Origin of the sequence: Malikia sp. (assembly GCF_028687635.1) — a bacterium.
Taxonomy (GTDB): Bacteria; Pseudomonadota; Gammaproteobacteria; order Burkholderiales; family Burkholderiaceae_C; genus Malikia.
The window spans coordinates 148,696-168,657 of sequence record NZ_JAQTZS010000004.1 but is presented as its reverse complement, the minus strand read 5'-3'; the positions used below and the strand labels follow the sequence as shown (position 1 = coordinate 168,657).

Annotated in this window: 25 protein-coding genes; 12 read left to right on the top strand and 13 right to left on the bottom strand. The window is 67.4% G+C overall.

The annotated features are described in order from the left end of the window. Nucleotides 1-108 precede the first annotated feature (108 nt). Nucleotides 109-1,137, top strand: a complete 1,029-nt coding sequence (locus PHR85_RS04650) for an AraC family transcriptional regulator (RefSeq protein ID WP_300051203.1) — start codon at nt 109-111, stop codon at nt 1,135-1,137. Here PHR85_RS04650 and PHR85_RS04645 read toward each other — a convergent pair. Further along, the gene (locus PHR85_RS04645; RefSeq protein WP_300051076.1) at nt 1,025-2,152 is read right to left on the bottom strand and encodes an AraC family transcriptional regulator; all 1,128 of its coding nucleotides are present in this window, start codon (nt 2,150-2,152) and stop codon (nt 1,025-1,027) included. The genes PHR85_RS04650 and PHR85_RS04645 overlap by 113 nt on opposite strands. A 101-nt stretch (nt 2,153-2,253) precedes the next feature. On the opposite strand from PHR85_RS04645, the gene PHR85_RS04640 reads away from it, so the two are divergent. From PHR85_RS04640 to PHR85_RS04625, 4 genes are read left to right on the top strand one after another with little or no spacing between them, the layout of a single operon-like run. Beyond that, nucleotides 2,254-3,018 carry a 3-hydroxyacyl-CoA dehydrogenase gene (locus PHR85_RS04640; protein ID WP_300051073.1) on the top strand — a complete coding sequence of 255 codons (765 nt, stop codon included), beginning with the start codon at nt 2,254-2,256 and terminating at the stop codon, nt 3,016-3,018. Nucleotides 3,019-3,033: 15 nt separating this feature from the next. Continuing rightward, nucleotides 3,034-4,215 carry an acetyl-CoA C-acyltransferase gene (locus PHR85_RS04635; RefSeq protein ID WP_300051070.1) on the top strand — a complete coding sequence of 394 codons (1,182 nt, stop codon included), beginning with the start codon at nt 3,034-3,036 and terminating at the stop codon, nt 4,213-4,215. Nucleotides 4,216-4,226: 11 nt separating this feature from the next. Further along, nucleotides 4,227-5,363, top strand: coding sequence for an acyl-CoA dehydrogenase family protein (locus PHR85_RS04630; RefSeq protein WP_300051067.1), 1,137 nt, complete (start codon nt 4,227-4,229; stop codon nt 5,361-5,363). Nucleotides 5,364-5,384: 21 nt separating this feature from the next. Further along, nucleotides 5,385-6,527 carry a CaiB/BaiF CoA-transferase family protein gene (locus tag PHR85_RS04625; protein ID WP_300051064.1) on the top strand — a complete coding sequence of 381 codons (1,143 nt, stop codon included), beginning with the start codon at nt 5,385-5,387 and terminating at the stop codon, nt 6,525-6,527. 15 nt (nt 6,528-6,542) lie between these two features. On the opposite strand, the gene PHR85_RS04620 is transcribed toward PHR85_RS04625, so the two are convergent. Beyond that, nucleotides 6,543-6,992 carry a PaaI family thioesterase gene (locus PHR85_RS04620; protein ID WP_300051061.1) on the bottom strand — a complete coding sequence of 150 codons (450 nt, stop codon included), beginning with the start codon at nt 6,990-6,992 and terminating at the stop codon, nt 6,543-6,545. Between the two features lie 16 nt (nt 6,993-7,008). After that, complete coding sequence (locus PHR85_RS04615; RefSeq protein ID WP_300051058.1) at nt 7,009-8,190, bottom strand: isovaleryl-CoA dehydrogenase; 1,182 nt, start codon at nt 8,188-8,190, stop codon at nt 7,009-7,011. A gap of 196 nt (nt 8,191-8,386) precedes the next feature. Between PHR85_RS04615 and PHR85_RS04610 the strand changes: the two genes are divergently transcribed. Then, complete coding sequence (locus tag PHR85_RS04610) at nt 8,387-8,632, top strand: hypothetical protein (RefSeq protein WP_300051056.1); 246 nt, start codon at nt 8,387-8,389, stop codon at nt 8,630-8,632. Nucleotides 8,633-8,649: 17 nt separating this feature from the next. Here the strand turns inward: PHR85_RS04610 and PHR85_RS04605 are convergent, their stop codons facing one another. From PHR85_RS04605 to PHR85_RS04595, 3 genes are read right to left on the bottom strand one after another with little or no spacing between them, the layout of a single operon-like run. After that, the gene (locus PHR85_RS04605) at nt 8,650-9,687 is read right to left on the bottom strand and encodes a ketopantoate reductase family protein (protein ID WP_300051053.1); all 1,038 of its coding nucleotides are present in this window, start codon (nt 9,685-9,687) and stop codon (nt 8,650-8,652) included. A 37-nt stretch (nt 9,688-9,724) separates the two neighbouring features. Further along, a complete protein-coding gene (locus PHR85_RS04600; protein WP_300051050.1) occupies nt 9,725-10,726 on the bottom strand; it encodes an asparaginase in 1,002 nt (333 codons plus the stop codon). A gap of 14 nt (nt 10,727-10,740) precedes the next feature. Then, on the bottom strand, nt 10,741-11,280 hold the full coding sequence (locus PHR85_RS04595; protein ID WP_300051047.1) for a metal-dependent hydrolase: 540 nt from the start codon (nt 11,278-11,280) through the stop codon (nt 10,741-10,743). Nucleotides 11,281-11,458: 178 nt separating this feature from the next. On the opposite strand from PHR85_RS04595, the gene fabG reads away from it, so the two are divergent. From fabG to PHR85_RS04580, 3 genes are read left to right on the top strand one after another with little or no spacing between them, the layout of a single operon-like run. Further along, nucleotides 11,459-12,202 (top strand): 3-oxoacyl-[acyl-carrier-protein] reductase, encoded by a 744-nt coding sequence (gene fabG, locus PHR85_RS04590; RefSeq protein ID WP_300051044.1) that lies wholly within the window; start codon nt 11,459-11,461, stop codon nt 12,200-12,202. A 22-nt stretch (nt 12,203-12,224) separates the two neighbouring features. Continuing rightward, nucleotides 12,225-12,881, top strand: a complete 657-nt coding sequence (locus PHR85_RS04585; protein WP_300051041.1) for a chromate transporter — start codon at nt 12,225-12,227, stop codon at nt 12,879-12,881. Next, nucleotides 12,878-13,459: a chromate transporter gene (locus tag PHR85_RS04580; RefSeq protein ID WP_300051038.1), complete on the top strand. Its 582-nt coding sequence runs from the start codon at nt 12,878-12,880 to the stop codon at nt 13,457-13,459. The genes PHR85_RS04585 and PHR85_RS04580 overlap by 4 nt, the downstream gene beginning before the upstream one ends. A 6-nt stretch (nt 13,460-13,465) precedes the next feature. On the opposite strand, the gene PHR85_RS04575 is transcribed toward PHR85_RS04580, so the two are convergent. The 3 genes from PHR85_RS04575 to PHR85_RS04565 all read right to left on the bottom strand — a co-directional run bounded on the left by PHR85_RS04575 (nt 13,466) and on the right by PHR85_RS04565 (nt 15,319). Next, nucleotides 13,466-13,804 (bottom strand): hypothetical protein, encoded by a 339-nt coding sequence (locus PHR85_RS04575; RefSeq protein ID WP_300051035.1) that lies wholly within the window; start codon nt 13,802-13,804, stop codon nt 13,466-13,468. Between the two features lie 11 nt (nt 13,805-13,815). Continuing rightward, nucleotides 13,816-14,559: a 23S rRNA (guanosine(2251)-2'-O)-methyltransferase RlmB gene (gene rlmB / locus PHR85_RS04570; RefSeq protein WP_300051032.1), complete on the bottom strand. Its 744-nt coding sequence runs from the start codon at nt 14,557-14,559 to the stop codon at nt 13,816-13,818. Nucleotides 14,560-14,620: 61 nt separating this feature from the next. Continuing rightward, the gene (locus PHR85_RS04565; RefSeq protein WP_300051030.1) at nt 14,621-15,319 is read right to left on the bottom strand and encodes an ABC transporter ATP-binding protein; all 699 of its coding nucleotides are present in this window, start codon (nt 15,317-15,319) and stop codon (nt 14,621-14,623) included. Here PHR85_RS04565 and PHR85_RS04560 point away from each other — a divergent pair. Next, complete coding sequence (locus PHR85_RS04560) at nt 15,318-15,983, top strand: arylesterase (protein WP_300051028.1); 666 nt, start codon at nt 15,318-15,320, stop codon at nt 15,981-15,983. The genes PHR85_RS04565 and PHR85_RS04560 overlap by 2 nt on opposite strands. A 7-nt stretch (nt 15,984-15,990) precedes the next feature. Here PHR85_RS04560 and PHR85_RS04555 read toward each other — a convergent pair whose 3' ends face one another. Both PHR85_RS04555 and PHR85_RS04550 read right to left on the bottom strand, forming a co-directional pair. Then, nucleotides 15,991-16,362, bottom strand: a complete 372-nt coding sequence (locus PHR85_RS04555; RefSeq protein ID WP_300051025.1) for a hypothetical protein — start codon at nt 16,360-16,362, stop codon at nt 15,991-15,993. A gap of 48 nt (nt 16,363-16,410) precedes the next feature. Then, nucleotides 16,411-17,232: a mechanosensitive ion channel family protein gene (locus PHR85_RS04550; RefSeq protein WP_300051022.1), complete on the bottom strand. Its 822-nt coding sequence runs from the start codon at nt 17,230-17,232 to the stop codon at nt 16,411-16,413. 225 nt (nt 17,233-17,457) lie between these two features. Between PHR85_RS04550 and PHR85_RS04545 the strand changes: the two genes are divergently transcribed. Continuing rightward, nucleotides 17,458-17,691, top strand: a complete 234-nt coding sequence (locus PHR85_RS04545; protein WP_300051019.1) for a ParD-like family protein — start codon at nt 17,458-17,460, stop codon at nt 17,689-17,691. Next, entirely contained in the window at nt 17,688-17,972 is a 285-nt protein-coding gene (locus tag PHR85_RS04540) for a type II toxin-antitoxin system RelE/ParE family toxin (protein ID WP_300051016.1), read from the top strand. Before PHR85_RS04545 ends, PHR85_RS04540 begins: the two co-directional genes overlap by 4 nt. Before the next feature lie 18 nt (nt 17,973-17,990). Here PHR85_RS04540 and PHR85_RS04535 read toward each other — a convergent pair whose 3' ends face one another. After that, nucleotides 17,991-18,455 carry a CreA family protein gene (locus PHR85_RS04535; RefSeq protein WP_300051013.1) on the bottom strand — a complete coding sequence of 155 codons (465 nt, stop codon included), beginning with the start codon at nt 18,453-18,455 and terminating at the stop codon, nt 17,991-17,993. Between the two features lie 13 nt (nt 18,456-18,468). After that, nucleotides 18,469-19,902, bottom strand: a complete 1,434-nt coding sequence (locus tag PHR85_RS04530; RefSeq protein WP_300051010.1) for a hypothetical protein — start codon at nt 19,900-19,902, stop codon at nt 18,469-18,471. Between the last annotated feature and the right edge of the window lie 60 nt (nt 19,903-19,962).

Genomic DNA, 19,962 nt, shown 5'->3' with positions numbered 1-19,962 from the left:
TCAAGGCAGCCCTTTCACATGCCCCTCGCCAGCGCGTACCCCAGCAGCGTGGATACCAACCAGCGCCAGCCCGCCTCCCCCCGCCTTGCGGGCCAGGCCGTCACGCCGATGGCCTTCGTCCAGGCGATTGCCTGGGCTTATTCCAGGCGCGGGCTGAATCCGGCGGCAGCCCTGGCCGCGGCACAAATCCCGCCAGACCGGATCAGTGACCCGGAGGCCCGCATCAGCGCGCTGCAGATGGAGCGCATCTCGGGCCACGCGATGCGCGAGCTCGACGACGAGGCGCTGGGCTGGTTCGACCGCCGCCTGCCCTGGGGCAGCTACGGCATGCTGGCGCGCGCCTCGCTGGGCGCGCCCACGCTCGGGCTGGCGCTCAAGCGCTGGTGCCGCCACCACGGACTGCTGGCCGATGAGATCGAACTGCAGCTGACGCAAGCCGACGGGGTCGCGCAAATCGCGCTGGCCGACCCGCGCGTCCCGCTGCCCACGCGCGAGTTCTGCCATGTCTCGGTGTTGCGCAACATCCACGGCCTGGCTTGCTGGTACACGGATTCGCGCATCCCGCTGCTGGAGGCCCGCTTCAGCTTCGCTGCGCCGCCGCATCGCGACAGCTACGCGGTGCTGTTTCCGGCGCCGGTGCGGTTCTCGGCCGCGCAGACCGCGATCCGCTTCGATGCGCGCTATCTCGACCTGCCGCTGCGCCGCGACGAGGCCGCGATGAACCAGCTGCTCAAGAACGCGCTGCCGCTGATGGTCCAGTCCTACCGGCGCGATCGGTTGCTGCTCGAACGGGTGCGCCAGTTGCTGCGCGGCCGGCCGCAGGACGCGCACAACGCCGAGGGGCTGGCCGCGCTGCTGCATGTCTCGCCGCGCACGCTGCACCGCCAGCTGCACGAGCTGGGCAGCTCGCTGCAGGCGCTCAAGGACGCGGTGCGGCGCGAGCGCGCGATCGAGCTGCTGCTGCGCACGCAAAAGCCCAACAAGCAGCTGGCCGAGGCCATCGGCTTCACCAGCGAAAAGAGCTTCATCCGGGCTTTCCGTGGCTGGACCGGGCAGACACCGGCGGAATACCGCCAGCAGCAGCGGGAGCTCGCGGCAGGCGGTACTCGCCTGGACGCGAGCCGGTCCATTTCCTGAACGCGCGGTGAAACGCGCTGGCCTCGGAGAATCCGAGCGCGGCGGCGATGTCGGCCAGGCTGGCCTGGCTGTCGGCGAGCAGGCCGATCGCCATGTCGCGCCGCAGGTCGTCGAGGATGGCGCGGTACGAGCTGCCCTCGGCGTCGAGGCGCCGGCGCAGCGTCGCCTCCGACAGATTGAGCTGGCGCGCCAGCTCGGGCAGGCTTGGCCAATCGGTCGGGTCCTGGTCACGCAGCCAGCGCCGGATGCGCGCCGACAGGCCGGCGCTGTTCTTGTACTTGACGAGGAAGTTGGCCGGCGCCGAACGCAGGAACTCCTTCATCGCGGATTCTTCGCGGAGGTTGCGCAGCGCGAGGTAGTCGGCGTCGAAGGAGATGCCGGAGCCGGTCTGGCCGAAGCGGAGATCCTGCGCGAACAGCACGCGCCACTCCTGGCCGTAGGGCGGCTCGGCACAGCGGAATTGCGCGCTCAACAGCGGAATGCGACGTCCGACCAGCCAACAGGCCAGCCCGTGCAGCAGCAACAGATAGGTGCCGTAGGCGAAGGCGCGCCGTGGCGCGATCGGCTGCCCGCTCGCCCGGTCCAGCCGGTCGATGAGGCGGATGCGGGCGATGCCAGCTTCGATTTCAAGCTCGCCATGGAAATCATCGAGCAACAGGCGCAAGAAGCGCAGCGCGCGCCGCAAGGCACGCCCGAGCGTATCGCTGTGAATCAACGCATGACACAGCAAGGTGAAGCTGCCCGACTTCATGCCCCGGCTGTCGAGCCCGAAGAACTCGTCATCGATGGCCCGCGCGATGCCGTGCCAGAGCAGACCGTAGGCGGACGAGGACACGCGCGCCTGCGGCATCACGAGCAGTTCGGGCGAAATGCCGGCGCGCGCCAGCAGCGGGCGCTCGTCGATGCCGCGCTCGCGCAGGCAGGCCAGCGCCTCGTGCACGAAGGCGATCGCGATCGTGCCCTTCTCGGGCTCCGAGAGCCGAGGCCCAGGCTGGTGATTGACCAATTCAGTCATCTGGCTTGCACGCTTGTGGCATTGAACGTCGAGCGAGGGCGATCTAAAGTGACCGAAAGCGTCGCGATGGCGCGCGCTGCAGAAAAACAATGGAGCATCAGATGGAAATCAAGGACAGGGTTTTCGTGGTGACGGGCGGCGGCTCGGGCCTCGGGGCCGCGACGGCGGCGCTGCTGGTCGCCCGGGGCGGCAAGGTCTTGCTGGCCGACGTCAACGCCGAGGCCGGGCACAAGGTCGAGGCCGAGCTCGGCGAACGGGTCCGCTTCGTGCGGACCGACGTGACCAGCGACGAGAGCGCGCGCGCCGCGTTCGAGATCGCCCGAACCATGGGACCGCTGCGCGGCCTGGTCAACTGTGCCGGCATCGCGCCAGCCGAGAAGGTCGTCGGCAAGCAAGGCACGCACCGGCTCGACAGCTTCGCGCGCACGATCGGCATCAACCTGGTCGGCAGCTTCAACATGATCCGGCTGGCGGCCGAGATCATGAGCGACAGCGAGGCGGAGGACAACGGCGAGCGCGGCGTGATCGTCAACACCGCCTCGGTCGCGGCCTACGACGGCCAGATCGGCCAGGCCGCCTACGCGGCGTCCAAGGGTGGCATCGTCTCGATGACGCTGCCGATCGCGCGCGAACTCGCTCGCGGCGGCATCCGCGTCATGACGATAGCGCCGGGCATCATGGAGACGCCCATGCTGCTGGGCATGCCGGTCGAGGTACAGCAGGCGCTTGGGGCAATGGTGCCCTTCCCCTCGCGCCTGGGCAAGCCGGCCGAATACGCGGCCTTGGTCGAACATATCCTGGGCAATCAGTACCTCAATGGCGAAGTCTTCCGCCTTGACGGCGCCATCCGCATGGCGGCCAAGTAACAAAGGAAAAATGCAATGTCTCAAGACCCGATTGTCATCGTTTCCGCCGCCCGCACGCCGATCGGCGGCCTGCTCGGCGATCTGTCCGGCCTGGCCGGCTGGGAACTCGGCGCCGTGGCGATCCGCGCCGCCATCGAGCGCGCCGGCCTGCCCGGCAGCGCCGTCGACGAGGTGCTGATGGGCTGTTGCCTGATGGCCGGCCAGGGCCAGGCCCCCGCGCGCCAGGCCGCGCTGGCCGCCGGCCTGCCGGTCTCGGCCGGCGCGGTCACTTTGAGCAAGATGTGCGGCTCGGGCATGCGCGCCGCGATGTTCGGGCACGACATGCTCAGCTCCGGCAGCGCCGAGGTGGTCGTCGCCGGCGGCATGGAGAGCATGAGCAACGCGCCGCACCTGATGTTCGCGCGCAAGGGCGTGAAGTACGGCGCTACCCAGATGTTCGACCACATGGCGATCGACGGCCTGGAGGACGCCTACGAGCGCGGCAAGGCGATGGGTGTGTTCGCCGAGTCCTGCGTCGAGCGGTTCGGCTTCACGCGCGAGCAGCAGGACGACTTCGCGATCGCTTCGACCACACGCGCCAAGGCGGCCAACGAGGACGGCAGCTTCGACTGGGAGATCGCGCCAGTCACGCTCAAGGGCCCCAAGGGCGAGACCGTGATCCGCCACGACGAGCAGCCGTTCAAGGCCAAGCTCGACCGGCTGCGCGGACTCAAGCCCGCGTTCAAGAAGGATGGCACGATCACGGCGGCCAACGCCAGCAGCATCTCGGACGGCGCGGCCGCGCTGGTGCTGACGCGCGAATCGACCGCCAGCCGCCTGGGTCTGACGCCGATCGCGCGCGTCGCGGCCCAGGCCGTGCATGCGCAGGAGCCGGCCTGGTTCAGCACCGCGCCAGCCGGCGCGATCCGCAAGGCGCTGACACGCGCGGGCTGGCAGGCATCCGATGTCGAGCTGTGGGAAGTCAACGAGGCCTTCGCCGCCGTCACCATGGCGGCGATGAGCGAGTTCGCGCTGCCACATGAGATCGTCAACGTCCATGGCGGTGCCTGCGCGCTCGGACACCCGATCGGCGCCTCGGGCGCGCGCATCATCGTGACGCTGCTCGGTGCGCTCAGGCAACGCGGACTGCGCCGTGGCATGGCCTCGCTGTGCATCGGCGGCGGCGAGGCAACCGCGCTCGCGATCGAGCTGTACTGAAAGGACCCGAAATGATTCTGAGCCCGGAACAGGAACAGATCCGCGACGCCATGCGCGCCTTCGCGCAGGAGCGCCTGGCACCCCACGCCGCCGAATGGGACCGCAACAAGACCTTCCCGGCCGAGGCGCTGCGCGAACTGGGCGAGCTCGGCGCGATGGGCGTCTGCGTGCCCGAGCAATGGGGCGGCGCCGGCATGGACTACATGAGCCTGGTGCTGATGCTGGAGGAGATCGCCGCCGGAGACGGCGCGACCTCGACCATCGTCTCGGTGCAGAACTCGCTGGCCTGCGGCATCCCGGCGCGCTACGGCAGCGACGCCCAGAAGGAGCAATGGCTCAAGCCATTGGCTCGTGGCGAGCAGATCGGCTGCTTCTGCCTGACCGAGCCGCACACCGGCTCCGACGCCTCCGCGATCCGCACGCAGGCCGTACGCGACGGCGACGACTTCGTGCTCAACGGCGTCAAGCACTACATCACCAGCGGCGCCCATGCCGATGTCGCGATCGTGTTCGCCGTCACCGACAAGGCCGCCGGCAAGAAAGGGATATCGTGCTTCCTGGTACCGACCGCGACGCCCGGCTACCGGGTCGCGCGGATCGAGAACAAGATGGGCCAGCATGCGTCCGACACCGCGCAGATCCTGTTCGAGGACTGCCGCGTGCCGGCATCCGCCCTGCTCGGCCAGGAAGGCGAAGGCTACCGGATCGCGCTCTCCAACCTGGAGGCCGGCCGCATCGGCATCGCGGCGCAGTCGGTCGGCATGGCGCGCGCGGCCTTTGACGCGGCGGTCGGCTACGCCAAGCAGCGCGTCACCTTCGGCCAGCCCATCATAGAGCACCAGGCGGTCAACTTCAGGCTGGCCGACATGGCGACCCAGCTCGACGCCGCGCGGCTGCTGGTCTGGCGCGCCGCCAGGCTCAAGGACGCCGGCCGGCCCTGCCTGACCGAGGCGTCGATGGCCAAGCTGTTCGCCTCCGAGATGGCGGAGAAAGTCTGCTCGGCCGCGATCCAGATCCACGGCGGCTGCGGCTACACCGACGAGACCCCGGTCGAGCGCATCTACCGCGACGTGCGCATCACGCAGATCTACGAGGGCGCCAACGACATCCAGCGCCTGGTCATCGGTCGCAGCATCGCGGCCGCCTGAAGCGGCATGAAGGAACAAGCCATGGGACCCTTGCAGGGCATCAAGATCATCGAGTTCGCCGCGCTCGGGCCGGCGCCGATGGGCACCATGCTGCTGGCCGATCTCGGCGCCGAGGTGCTGCGCATCGAGCGCAAGGCGGGCGCGGGATCACGCCCGACGGCCGAGCTCTTCGATCCCGCGCTCGACATCCTGAACCGCAACCGGCGCGTGGTGGCGCTCGACCTCAAGCGGCCCGAGGCGATCGCCGCCGTGCTGCGCCTGGTCGAGGGCGCTGACGCGCTGATCGAGGGTTTCCGCCCTGGCGTCATGGAACGCCTGGGGCTCGGCCCCGAAGTCTGCCTGCAACACAACCCGCGCCTGGTCTACGGCCGCATGACGGGCTGGGGCCAGCAAGGCCTGCTGGCACAGTCGGCCGGGCATGACATCAACTACCTGTCGCTGTCGGGCGCGCTGCACGCGATCGGCGAACCCGGCCGCAAGCCGGTCGTGCCGCTCAACCTGGTCGCCGACGGCGGTGGCGGCGCGATGCTGCTCGCGCTCGGCGTGCTCGCCGGCCTGCTGGAGGCGCGCGGCTCGGGCCAGGGCCAGGTGGTCGACGCCGCGATGACCGACGGCGCGGCACTGCTGATGTCGATGATGTACACGCTCAAGGCGATGGGGCAGTGGCAGCCGGAGCGCGGCAGCAACCTGCTCGACGGCGGCGCGCATTTCTACGACACCTATGAGTGCCGCGATGGCAAATGGCTGTCGATCGGCGCGATCGAGCCCCAGTTCTACGCCCTGCTGCTCGAAAAGACCGGCATCACCGATCCCGAATTCCAGCAGCAATGGGACCGCAGCCGCTGGCCACGGCTGAAGGAAAAGCTCGCGCAGGTGATCGGCACGCGCACGCGCGACGAATGGTGCGAAATCTTCGACGGGACGGACGCCTGTGTCGCGCCCGTGCTCGACATGGACGAGGCGCCTCGGCACCCGCACAATCGCTCGCGCCACACCTTCACCGAAGTCGGTGGCGTGGTGCAGCCAGCCGCCGCGCCACGCTTCAGCCGCACGCCGCCCGCCAGACCTGCTCCGCCCCAGACCGCGAGCGATCCGCAGGCTCTGCTCGACTGGGGCTTCAACGCGGGTGAACTCGCCGCGCTGCGGGAGCAGCGCTTGCTGTGACGCCCTGAAGCCCAGTCAGCTCGACAGTATCAGCAGGCTGGAGGTCGCCGACGCGTAGACCTTGCCGTCGGCATCGATCAGCCGGGCCTCGGTGAAGGCCACGCGCCGCCCGGCGGTGATGACCTTGCCCTCGGCCCGGACCGTTCCGGTCTCGCGCATGAGGGCCCGGTGATACGAGATCTTGAGCTCTATCGTCGTGAAGCTCTGGCCCGACGCGAGCTTGGACAACGCCGCGTAGCCGCAGGCGAAGTCCAGCATGGTCGCAACGAAACCACCATGCACCGTGCCCATGGGGTTGTAGACGTTGACATCGGGGCTGGCTTCGAGCACGACCCGCCCGTCCTCGGCCGACGCCAGCCTGATGTCGAGCGTCTTGCCAATGCCGGGGCGGTGATCGGCCTCGACGATGGCATTGAGCAGCTCGATGCCCGACAGGTGCTGGCCGATTTCATGCAGCAGGTTCATCCTGGCTCCCGTGGGCTCAGGCGGTCTCGGCGAACAGCTCGCGACCGATCAGCATGCGGCGGATCTCGCTGGTGCCGGCGCCGATCTCGTAGAGCTTGGCGTCGCGCCAGAGCCGTCCCAGCGGGTATTCGTTGATGTAGCCATTGCCGCCGAAGAGCTGGATGCCGTCGCCTGCCATCTTGGTGGCCTGCTCGGCGCACCACAGGATGACGCTGGCGCAGTCCTTGCGCACATGGCGCGCGTGCCCGTCGCCGAGGTTGTCCAGGTTCTTGCCGATCTGGTAGCAGAAGGCGCGACCGGCCTGCAGCACGGTGTACATGTCGGCGACCTTGGCCTGCACCAGCTGGAACTCGCCGATGCTCTGGCCGAACTGCTTGCGGTCGTGGATATAGGGCACCACGTTGTCCATCACGGACTGCATGATGCCGATCGGACCGGCCGCGAGCACGGCGCGCTCGTAGTCGAGTCCGCTCATCAGCACCTTGACGCCCTGGTTCAGGCCGCCCAGGATCTGCGAGGCCGGCACCTCGACGTTGTCGAACACCAGTTCTCCCGTGTGGCTGCCGCGCATGCCGAGCTTGTCGAGCTTTTGCGCCACCGAAAAACCCTTCATGCCCTTCTCGATGATGAAGGCGGTGATGCCCTTGGCGCCGAGCTCGGGCTCGGTCTTGGCGTAGACCACCAGCGTGTCGGCGTCTGGGCCGTTGGTGATCCACATCTTGCTGCCGTTGAGCAGGTAGTAGCCGCCCTTGTCCTGCGCGCGCAGCTTCATGCTGACCACGTCCGAGCCCGCGCCGGGCTCGCTCATGGCGAGCGCGCCAACATGCTCGCCGCTGATGAGCCGGGGCAGGTATTGGCGCTTCTGCGCCTCGCTGCCGTTGCGCTTGATCTGGTTGACACAGAGGTTGGAATGCGCGCCGTAACTCAGGCCCACGCTGGCCGAGGCGCGGCTGATCTCCTCGAGCGCGATCATGTGCGCGAGGTAGCCCATGCCGGCGCCACCGTACTCCTCGCTCACCGTGATGCCGAGCAGGCCCAGGTCGCCCATCTTGCGCCAGAGGTCCATCGGGAACTGGTCGCTGCGGTCGATCTCGGCCGCGCGCGGCGCGATCTCGGCCTGCGCGAAGTCGCGCACCGCGTCGCGCAGCGCGTCGATGTCCTCGCCGAGCATGAAATCGAGTCCTGGAATCTGCGTCATCTCTGTCTCCTGGTCTTGTGGTGGTTATCGACTGGCTGAAATGTTACGCAAGCCCGGCCCAAGCCATGCGCCAGATTGGTTGCAATTCGCGCCATGCTGGACAGATTGATTGAAATGACATCAATCTGCCAAGATTGACAAAACAAAGGGTTTACCCTAATATTCAGGCTTCATCTCAAAAAGCAGGATGCCCGCCATGATCCCCGCGCTGCAGCAACCGTTTGCCGACGCCATCCACCCCGCCTTCACCCAGGCTTTCAGCCAGGCCACCGAGCTGACCAGGCGCCCGATGGCCGTGCCGTTCGAGGCGGCCAGGCAGCAGTACTCGCTGGCCGTCAGGGCCGGCCTGCAACCCAACTCGATGCTGGCCTACCGCGACCACTTCAAGACGCTGGACCAGCTGGAAAAGGCCACCCTCGGCCCGTTCGCGCGCCAGCTCTGATCCGCTGGCCCCGGGCCTCAAGCCCTGGGCTTGGCTGCCAGTTCCCGGGCCGACGACATCAGCTCGTCGATCTGGCCCAGGCGGATGCCCTGCTGCGAACTACCCTGCGCGCCGCCGGACTGGCACAGCCGGCCAATCCCCTGCTGTATCGCCGCGTTGAACGGCGTGGCGACCCCATGCAGGCGCCCCAGCAGCACGATTTCGCCGTTCAGGAAATCGACCTCGTGCGATGAGCCGCGCGCGATGCTCTGCCAGGTCGACTGCTGGCCCGGCTCGATGCCGCAACCGGGCGCGATGCCCCAATGCGACACCCGGTGCCGGCGCTCCTGCGCGCGCGCTGGCGCGATCCCCATGGCACTGAACACCGCGATCGCTTCCCGCGCCAGTTCCGTGGCATAGGCCTGCAGCAGCCCGGCCGGCCCCTCGAACAGGTCCAGGGCATTGTTCCGCACGCTGTTGATCAGCTTGGCCGCCTTCCAGCGCAGGATGTCGGGCTGGGCCTCGGCCAGATAACCGGCGCGGCACAGGTCGGCGGCGATCTCGGCCGCCTGACTGTCCTCGCCCTGCGGGAAGCGTCCGACCACCACCAGCCCCGGCTCGGGGTAGCCGCCCACCACGATCTGGCCGACCTCGGTAAAGCGCGCCGGCGTGTTGACACTGGCGCCGTAGACCTGGCCAAACCAGCGCAGGGCGATGCGCTCGGCGGCCAGGCCGTTCTGCGGCGTCAGCACCGGCAGCTCGGAGGCGGTGCGCGCCGGACCATTGCCGTACACCGGCAGCCAGGCCCAGTCCATGCAGGCCCGCTCCAGATCCTGGGTCTTGGGCGTGAAGACCAGCAGGTCATCCTGCGTCAGCACCAGCTCGCAGCGGTCCGAGCAGGCCTGCAGTTTCAAGGTACGGGTGCCGTCGGGTCGGACATAGCGGATGCCATGGGCCTGGATATGCCGGATCTGCTCGCCGCGGCCGAACAGCCGATAGGGAACGCCGCTGAGCTCGAACTGCGCGGCCAGGCTGGCGCCGATCGCGCCAGCGCCAATGATGAGGTATCGCTTCATGAGAAGATGACTGTATCGGACAGGGAGGGACGGTGGATCAGCTCGTGAGCAGGTCGAGCAACAGCGCCAGCCGAGCCTGCGCTGGTGGCAAGGCCACGGCAGGTATCGGCTCCGGGCTGGAGCCTGCCAGCACAACCCGACCCGAGGCACAGCGCGTCGTACGCCAGACCCGGATGCCGGCGGCTTGCGCCTCCAGCAAGGCGGCCAGCAGCTCGGCGTGCAAGGTGCCGTTGCCGGTGCCGGCCACGACCAGGCCTTGCAGGCGGTCGGCCCGCTCGCGGCCCAGGGCCGCGTCCTGCGCCAGCAGCGCGCGCACCAGCCAACCGTCGGCGCCGCCGTGACTGTAAAGGCATTCGACGCGCGGCCAGACCTGCCGCGCCAGCAACCGGGGCAACAGCGCCTGGTCGGGCTCGGCGCCGGGCCAAGGCTGGAACAGGGTGCAGGCGCCCTGCTCCACCAACCCCAGCGGCCCGGCATCGCCCGAATCGAAGGCATCGAGCCGGTAGTGATGGACCTTGCGCACCGCCAGCCCGCCATGGATGCGGCCGGCGCAGACCGCCAGCACGCCGCGCCCGCCCGGCTGCGCCGCCACGGCCAGCGCATCGGCCAGGTTCTGCGGCCCGTCGGGCGCCAGCGCCGTGGCCGGGCGCATGGCGCAGGTCAGCACCACCGGCTTGGCCGGCTGCAGCACGCGCTGCAGCAGGTAGGCGGTCTCCTCCAGCGTGTCGGTGCCATGGGTGATGACGATGCCGCGCACCCCAGGCTGCATCAGTAACTGGCTCACGCGCGCCAGCAGCAGGCGCCAGACCCCAGGCCCCATGTCCTTGCTGTCGATCTGCGCCAGCTGCTCGGCCTGCACGCTCCAGTCCACCGGCAGCGGGATGCCTGCCATCAGATCGCCCACCGCGACCTCACCGGCCCGGTAGCCAACATGGTCGTCGCGCTGAGCCGCCCGGCCCGCGATCGTGCCGCCGGTACCCAGCACCACCAGCCGATCGGGCAGGGTCTGATCGTCTCGCGGCTCGATGTTCGAATTCACAACAGGCCTCCTGTTCAGGAACGCAAGCGCTGCAGCGACAGGTCCCAGACCTGCGACAACCAAGCCTGGAGCTGGACCGGCGGCTGTAAGTTGATCACGCCCACCCAATGCAGCGACAAGGCGCCCACCAGCCAGCTGAACCACACCATCGGCCAGACCATCTGGTCGCCGCGCCACCAGTTGAGCGTCACGCGCTGGCGAAACGGATGCAGGAAGCGAATGCCGGAGGGATTGGGCAGATCCATGGCCAGGTGGACCAGCGCTCCGACCACGAAGCCCAGCAAGGCCGAGGCCCAGAGCTCCTGCTGCAGCGACAGCAAGGCCCAACTGTACAGCGCGCCCCAGAGCAGCAGCCAGTGGGTCCAGGTGCGGTGCGGGATGACGCTGTGGCGAATACCCTTCTTGAACCAGGCGATCTCCAGCCAGTCGGGGGCCGTGGCCCCGGGGAACGCCAGCGCAGCCGCCAGCCAAGGCAGGCCGTGATAGGCATGCGCGATGGAGTAAGCAATGGCGGCAGCCCCCAGGCTGGTGGCGCGATGCCCGGTACGAGTCATGATTTTCAAAGGTAAGAGGATAAAGCGGCGAATTTCCGCCCGGCTTCGAGGCAGCGAGTATGACACTCCTAGGACCCACCGCGGCAATGCTTGACGCCGGTCAAACAAGAGCGATCGGCCTGAGCCAGGCCAACCGTTCTTTGGCATGATGGAAACTCAACCATCAGGAGGACATTGCATGAAGCGGCTCGAAGGAAAAGTTTCTCTGATCACCGGTGCCGGCCAGGGCATAGGCGAAGCCACCGCGCTCAAGTTCGCGCGCGAGGGCGCGGTCGTGATCGTCTGCGACCGCAAGCAGGATCAGGTGGACGCCGTGGCACAAGCCTGCCAGGCGCTCGGCGCGCAGGCCGATGGCTACGTGATGGACGTGACCGACCGGGCTCAGGTCGATGCAGTGGTGGCCCAGGTGATCGCGAAGCATGGCCGCATCGACACGCTGGTCAACAACGCCGGCATCACGCAGGACGCGCGGCTGCAGAAGATGACGATCGAGCAGTTCGACAGCGTGATCGACGTCAACCTGCGCGGCGTCTTCCACTGCGCCCAGGCCGTGGCCGGGCACATGACCCAGCAGGGCAGCGGCGTGATCCTCAACGCGTCGAGCGTGGTCGGGCTCTACGGCAACTTCGGCCAGACCAACTACGCGGCGACCAAGTTCGGCGTGATCGGCTTCACCAAGACCTGGGCGCGCGAGCTCAGCCCCAAGGGCGTGCGGGTCAACGCGGTGGCGCCCGGCTTCATCAAGACGCCGATGATCGCCACGGTGCCGGACAAGGTGCTCGACGAGCTGGCGCAGAAAGTGCCGCTCAAGCGCCTGGGACAGGCCGAGGAGATCGCCAACGCCTACGCCTTCCTGGCCAGCGACGAGGCCAGCTACATCACCGGCGCCGTGATCGAGGTTGATGGCGGCCTGACGCTCTGATCCTGGGCGAAAATCGGCGGTGATGAAAGCCTCAGCACCGCCGGCCCTGCCCGCCTCCACTCCCCCACCTGCGCCCGGATCCGACCCCGGTCCCCAGACCGAGCAACCGCGCTCGCGCGCGGACCTGTTCTGGTCGTTCAACTGGCTCGCGCTGCAAGGCTTCGGTGGCCTGCTCGCGGTGGTGCAGCGCGAACTGGTCGAGAAAAAGCGCTGGTACACCAGGGAACAGTTCCTGGAGGAATGGGCGGTGGCGCAGATCATGCCGGGGCCCAACGTCGTCAACCTCGGCATGACCTTGGGTGCGCGGCATTTCGGCCTGTCGGGCGCGCTGGCCGTGCTGTTCGGGCTGCTGACGCTGCCGCTGCTGCTCATTCTCACGCTCGCGGTGCTCTACAGCGGTGTCGCCGAGCACGCGGTCGTGCGCGGCGCGCTGCGCGGCATGGGCGCGGTATCGGCCGGGCTGATCCTGGCGACCGCCCTCAAGCTGGCGCCAGCCCTGAAAACCAACCCGATGGGCACCATGGTCTGCGCGCTGCTCGCGCTGACCTGCTTCGTCGCGGTCGCGCTGCTGCGCCTGCCGCTGGCCTGGGTGCTGCTCGCCATCGGCGGCATGGGCTGGTGGTGGGCGGCGCGCTGCATCCGGCAGGCCGACCAGCTGCGCGCGCGGGGCCGCAAATGAACGGAATCGCCGACTGGTTCGCGCTGTTCGCGCATTTCGCCAGCCTGTCGCTGCTGGGCGTCGGCGGCGCGCTGACCACCTCGCCCGAGATGCAGCGCTTCCTGGTGCAACAGCAGCACTGGCTCAGCCATGAGCAGTTCGCCTCGTCCATCGTGCTGGCGCAGGCCGCGCCCGGCCCCAACATCCTGTTCGTCGCGCTGATGGGCTGGCAGATCGGACTCAATGCCGGCGGCGGGCTCGCGGCGGGTCCGCAAGCCTGGTTGCTGGCGCTGCTCGGGCTGCTGCTCGCGATGCTCGGCTGCCTGCTGCCATCCTGCACGCTGAACTACTTGGCCACGCGCTGGGCACACCGCAACCAGCAGCTGCTGGCAGTGCGCGCCTTCAAGACCGGCATGGCGCCGGTCGTCGTCGGTCTGCTGCTGGCGCTGGGCTGGCTGCTCGGCGTGGCGCCGCCCGAGAGCGACTGGCCGCTGTGGGGACTGACCGCGGCGACCACGCTGCTGATCTGGCAGACGCGGGTGCATCTGCTGTGGGCCATGGCCGCAGGCGCGCTGCTGGGGGCCTGCGGGCTGGTCTGAGCCGGATCAGCGCGGGTTGTCGAAGAACACCGCGTTGGTGTAGTCGCTGATCTCGAAATAGACCTTCTTCTCGCCCGGATCGACCTGGAAGTTCAGGTTCTCGTCGAATATGCCATAGCCGTAACGGTAGGCGCGCGGCGTCTTGTCGTCGGTGCCCAGCGCGGTGCTCATCTTGTCGACCTTGAGGAAGCGGCGCACCACCTTGTCGCCCGCGTAGACCTCCAGCACGCCTTCGGTGCCGGTCCAGTTCTGGATGCCGCGCCCGAGCTTGTTCTGCTGCTCCTGGGTGCAGCCGGCCAGCAGCGCGAGCGTGACAGCCGCCAGGGTGATCGTGATCCGCTTCATCATTTGTCCTTTCAGCCGCGCTGGCGCAGCGCTTCGTACAGGCAGACCGCGCTGGCGACCGAGACGTTGAGGCTCTCGACCGCACCCTTCATCGGGATGCTGACCAGATCGTCACAGGTCTTGCGCGTGAGCTGGCGCATGCCCTGACCCTCGGCGCCGAGCACCAGCGCGACCGGACCCTTGAGATCGGTCTGGTAGACCGTCTTGTCGGCATCGTCGCTGGTGCCGATGATCCAGATGTTGCGCTCCTTGAGCTCGTTCAAGGTGCGCGCCAGGTTGGTCACCATGAAATAGGGCATGGTCTCGGCCGCGCCGCTGGCGACCTTGGCCACCGTCGCGTTGATGCCGGCCGCGTGGTCCTTGGGTGCAATCACCGCGTGCGCGCCAGCGCCGTCGGCCACGCGCAGGCAGGCGCCGAGGTTGTGCGGATCGGTCACGCCGTCGAGCACCAGCAGCAGGGGCGCGATGCCGTCGGCTTCGAGCTGTTCCAGCAGCTCGTCGAGCGACCTGACCTGCTCGACCTCGTTGACGCGGGCCGCGACGCCCTGGTGGCCGTGGCTGCCGCAGAGCTTGGCGAGGCGCAGGCTGTCGGCCTCGATCAGGCGGGCGCCCGCCTCCTTGGCGCGGTCGATGAACTGCCGCATGCGCGCGTCACGCCGGCTGCTCTCGTAATAGATCTCGATGATGGACTGCGGCGCGGTCTTCAGGCGCACGCCGACGGCGTGAAAGCCGAACAATACTTTGGGGGAGGACATGCCCCCAATTATCAGGCCTGATCGGGCCTGGCGCGAGTCCGCGCAGACCGATGCGCCCGGTTCAGTCGGTTGAGCCGGCCAGCGGCGCGAGCTCGGTGGCGCGACCGGCCTCGATCTCGATGCGGCGCTCGCAGCGCTGCGCGATCGCGCGGTCGTGCGTGACCAGCACCAGCGTCGTGCCCTGCTCGCGGTTGAGCTCGAACATCAGCGCCATGACCTTCTCGCCGGTGGCGAAGTCCAGGCTGCCGGTGGGCTCGTCGGCCAGCAGCAAGGCGGGCTCGACGACGAAGGCGCGCGCGAGCGCGACCCGCTGCTGCTCGCCGCCCGACAGCAGGCGCGGGTAGTGGCCGAGCCGCTCGCCCAGACCCACCCGCTGCAGCATGCGGGTGGCGGCGACGCGGGCATCGCGCCGTCCGGCGAGCTCCAGCGGCAGCATCACGTTCTCGAGCGCGCTCAGGTTGGCCAGCAGCTGGAAGCTCTGGAACACGAAGCCGACCTGGCGCGAGCGCAACGCGGCGCGCTCGTCCTCGTCGAGCGCGAACAGGTTTTCTCCGGCGAGCAGCACCTGGCCGGAGGTCGGCGTATCGAGCCCGGCCAGGATGGACAGCAGCGTGCTCTTGCCCGACCCGGAAGCGCCAACGATGGCGACCGTCTCGCCGCGCCGCAACTCGAAGGCGACATCGCGCAAAATGTCCAGCGTGCCGCCGCTATCGGTCACGGACTTGGACAGGCGCCGCACGGCAAGGATGAGATCTGACATGGAAAGGCTTTCCCGATTGAACCGTCGACACTTTAACTCGCGCCTGGGCGCGTTGCTGCTGGCGGGGTCATGTGCCGCCGCCCTGCCGGCGCTGGCGGCCGAGCCCAGGCGAGTGCTGATCGTCGGCGATTCGCTGAGCGCCGAATACGGCCTGCAGCGCGGCAGCGGCTGGGCTGCTCTGTTGCAGCAGCGCCTCGACCAGCAGCGCCCGGGCTGGCAGGTCGCCAACGCCAGCATCAGCGGCGACACCACCTCGGGCGGCCGCTCGCGCCTGCCCGCGCTGCTCAAGCAGCACCGCCCGGCGCTGGTCGTGATCGAGCTCGGGGCCAACGATGCCTTGCGTGGCCTGCCGCTGGAGATGACGCGCGACAACCTGCGCGCCATGGCGCGATCGGCGCGCGAAACCGGCGCGCGCGTGCTGCTGCTGGGCATGCAGGTGCCGCCCAACTACGGCGCGCGCCACGCCGAAGCCTTCCGCCGCCTCTATGCCGAGGTGGCCAAGGCCGAGCAAGCCGCGCTGGTGCCGTTCTTCCTCGCGGGCGTGGCCGACGCGGCGAACCCAGCCGCCCTGTTCCAGGCCGACCGCCTGCACCCGAACGAGGCGGCCCAGTCGCGCATGCTGGACAACGTCTGGGCCGAGCTGCGCCCGCTGCTCAGGCCCTGACCACCGCTCAATGCTTCTTGGCAGCGTCCTTGGCCTGGGTACTGCCCTCCTCTGACTTGACGGCCGCCTCGGTGGCCACGCCATGGAATGGCATGCCCTCGATGTTCTTCTCGCGCATGTAGCCATCCATTTCCCGCCAGCCCTCGAAGATGGCGGCCTTGGAGGCCTTGGGATTGTTCTCGTAGCAGTCCTCGATGCTGCGCAGCGAATGGCGGCAGCCGCTGCCAATCGCCTTGCTGTCGGCCATCTTCCTGGCCTCGATCTGGGCGCCATTGTCGAGTCCTGGCAACTCACATCCGGCCAGACCCAGGGTCAGACAAAGGCCGAATCCAGCCAGGATGGAACGAAACAAGGGGAAACGGTTCAAGTCGGACTGCATGAGGATGATTTTGATTGCGGATTCGAGGAGTTTATCCGTGCAACGGCCTCAGGCGGCCTGGGTCACGATCACGCTCTGCGCCGGCATGGGTGCCGGGAAGCCGGCTTCGGCCAGCGCCTCGCGCAGCACCCGGTTGGTGTCGAAATACACCTGCCAATAATGGTCGTTGTGGCAATAGGGGCGCACCGCCAGCACCGGGCCGACCAGCGTGAAGTCCAGGATCTCGACATCGACCTTGGGCTCGGCCAGCACGTTGGGGATCGCGGCGATCTTCTCGCGCAACAACGCAGCCGCCGCCCGGTGATCCGCAGCGCCCGAAAGCTGGCACTTCAGGTCGACGCGGCGGAACGGATTGGTCGAGAAGTTCTGGATCGTCTCGCTGAACACCTTGTTGTTGCCGATGATGGTGTGGACGTTGTCGGGCGTGTTGATCACGGTCGTGAACAGGCCGAGCTCGACGACCGTCCCACTCACTCCGGAAACGCTAACGAAATCGCCAACCTTCATCGGGCGCAGCACGACCAGGAAGGCACCGGCGGCGAAATGCGCCAGCAGGCCCGACCAGGCCATCCCGATCGCGACGCCCGCGGCTGCGATCAGCGCGGCGAAAGTGGTGGTCTGGATGCCAAAATAGCCCAGGATACCGACCACCAGCAGGACGTTCAGCGTCACGGAGACGATGGAGCCGACATAGCGCAGCACGGTCGGATCGACCTTCTGCCGCTCCAGCGAACTGCGCACTAGGTTGAGCGCGAAACCGATCAGCCAGCGACCTATGACCCAGAATGCGACCGCAGCCAGGACCTTGAGCCCGACCTCGGTCATCGTCGTCAACAGGATGTCCTGATAGCGCGCAAAATCTTCTTTCATGTTTGGCTCCCTTGGTGATTTCCAGCCTGATTGGCTGGTCTGATTCTCCCAAGCAAAGTCTTGCAATGGAAGACCAGATCCGCCGCAGCTACCGCACGATCGGCAGCTCGATCTCGGCATGCTCGAACCTTGGGCTGAACCCCGAGACTTGCCGCTCAGTTCTGGGCACAAAGCCCAACCGATTGGCCACAATTGATTTACCACAATTGTAGTAAAGTCATTCCCATGTCCGCTACCACTTCCATCCGGATCGATCAATCGCTCTACAACCAGGCGAAGGCGGATGCCGCAGCCGAGCACCGAACCATCTCCGGCCAGATCGAGTTCTGGGCCAAGGTGGGGCGTGCCGCGCTGGACAATCCCGACCTGCCGGTGAACTTCATCGCGGAGTCGCTGGCTTCGATGACAGAGCCCCGTGAAGATGCGACACCGTTCGTGCCCCGGAGCCGGCTGCAGTGAGCGACTATGGCGTCGTCCAGACGCGCCGTTTCGCTCGTCAGTACAAGAAACTGCACGACAACGTCGCGAGCGACGTCGACCAGGCCGTGGCTGACGTCGCGTCCAGCCCCGAGAGCGGAGAGCGCAAGAAAGGCGACTTGGCGGCGTTGCGGGTCGTGAAATTCAGAAGCCAAGGTCAGCTCTACCTGCTCGGCTATACGCTGGAGGACGCCGTTCGGCTGGTCTACCTAGAAGCCGTCGGGCCGCACGAGAACCTCTATCGGGACCGCAAGCGCAATTGACCGAAGGCATGCCACGGCTCAACGCACGCTGAGCGCCGTACCTGGTGGCAGCGGCACGGCCGTCACGCTGTTCTTCGGACTGCCATCGATCAGGCGATCGGAATAAGTGAGGTAGATCAGTGCGTTGCGCTTGCTGTCGACCATGCGCACGACGCGCTGGCGCTTGAACAGGATCGAGGTTTTTTCGGAAAACACCTCCTCCTGCCTGGGCAGCGGGCCACCGAGCCGGATCTCGCCGACCTGGCGACAGGCAATCGAGGCTTCTGCCTTGTCCTCGGCCAGTCCGAGCGCGCCACTGACACCGCCGGTCTTGGCGCGCGAGAGGTAGCAGGCGACCCCGGCGACCTTGGGGTCGTCGAACACCTCGACGATCACCTTGTGATCGGGTCCGATCAGCTTGAAGGCCGTGTCGACGCTGCCGATCAGTTCGGCTTGCGCTGCCAGGGGAAGCAGCAAAAGGCAAGAAGACCAGAACAATCTCATCATTTCTCCTATTTCATGCCACGTGTTGGGCGTAATAGTCCTCGTAGCGAGCCTGCAGCAAAGAAAGCGTGAACAGGGTGGCCAGACGCTTTTCCGCTGCCGGCTCATCGAGCAGCTCCTGCGCGGTCTGGATCAGACAGCTGAAACTGCTGTCGAGCGCCGACAGCGCACGAGCGTGCGGCTGGTCGAGCTCGGCCAGCAGGTAATCCTTGAGGTCCTTGACATCGTACGTCAGGCGGTCGATGGCTTGGCGGGCGGAATCGAAGAAGGCCTGTACCGGCGCCAGCGTCTGGCCGAGCTGTTGCTGCCAGTAGCTGGACCACCAGTCCGACAGCGGATGATCGCCGGGCAGCGCGGGCACCGACCAGTCACCGAGATCAGCCGGCTCGCACCCGAGCTGCCTGAGCCAGGCCGCCGACACTTTCTTGCGCATCGCATCGTTTTCCAGGCCGGTCAGGCGGTACATGTTCATTCCGGAAATGAACTCGTCATCCTGGCGAGACTTCTGCAACAGCGCTCTAGCGCGCTCCAGGCGATGCGCGCTGGCGCGCAGACCCGAACGCAAATCCCAGCTATCCGGCCAGCGACGCAAGGCCAGCGCCCAGGGATCGCCGGCCAGCTGGGCTGGCTGCTTCAGCGGTTCAAGCAAGCTGCGCCAGAATCCGGCCCGGAATTGCGCCAACATTTCTGCCGACATGGCATGAAAATCGACACAGAATATGTCCAGGCTGAGCTCTGCCTCATCGCGCCCGAGCTCGGCCCAGAGCCGATGGACCAGCTTGCGCGCGAGCTGCTGCATGCGCTGGGCCTCGGCCGGCGGACAGCGGGTGACGACCAGCAGCAGCTTGGCCTGATCAAGAAACTCTGCATCGGCCAACGCCGACATGAAGTCGCGCAGGTGGCCAGCGTTGACGACGCCATCGAGCCGTCCCGCCTGACTCACATACACCAGGGCCAGGTTGTGGTACCCGGTCATGAGCGCGGACGCTTGCTGCTCGGCGAGCTCATCATCGCCCGAACTCCAGCCCGGCGTGTCGATCAGGAACAGGCGCTGGGGCTGTTTCTCCTGACCGTAACCATCACCCTCCTCCAGGATCAGACGGGGCTCGTTGACAGCCAGGCGCAGGCGGTAGAGCATCGGATCGAAATTGGCCAGTTCCTGCCGCTCGGGAAAACAGCTAAACGGCCTGACCAGACGGGCCGGTCGGTAGTCCTGCTCGCGCTCGACCAGGGACAGCGTGGGCACATCGCCATAGGTGATTTCAAGCTGCAAGCGGGTCTGCGGCTCCAGCGAGCTGATCGGCATCAGCGACTCGGGTATCAGCGGGCCAAACAGTTCGCTCAGCAGCCGGGTCTTGCCGGCGGAGAACTCGCCCACCACGCGCGCAGTCAGGAAACCATCGGTCAGCTCGGACCTGCGCAGCAGATTCTCAGAGAACGACCGCAAGCAATCGTAAAGGGCCATCGACCGAGGAAACCCAGCCGAATTATTGTCAGATTTTTTCAT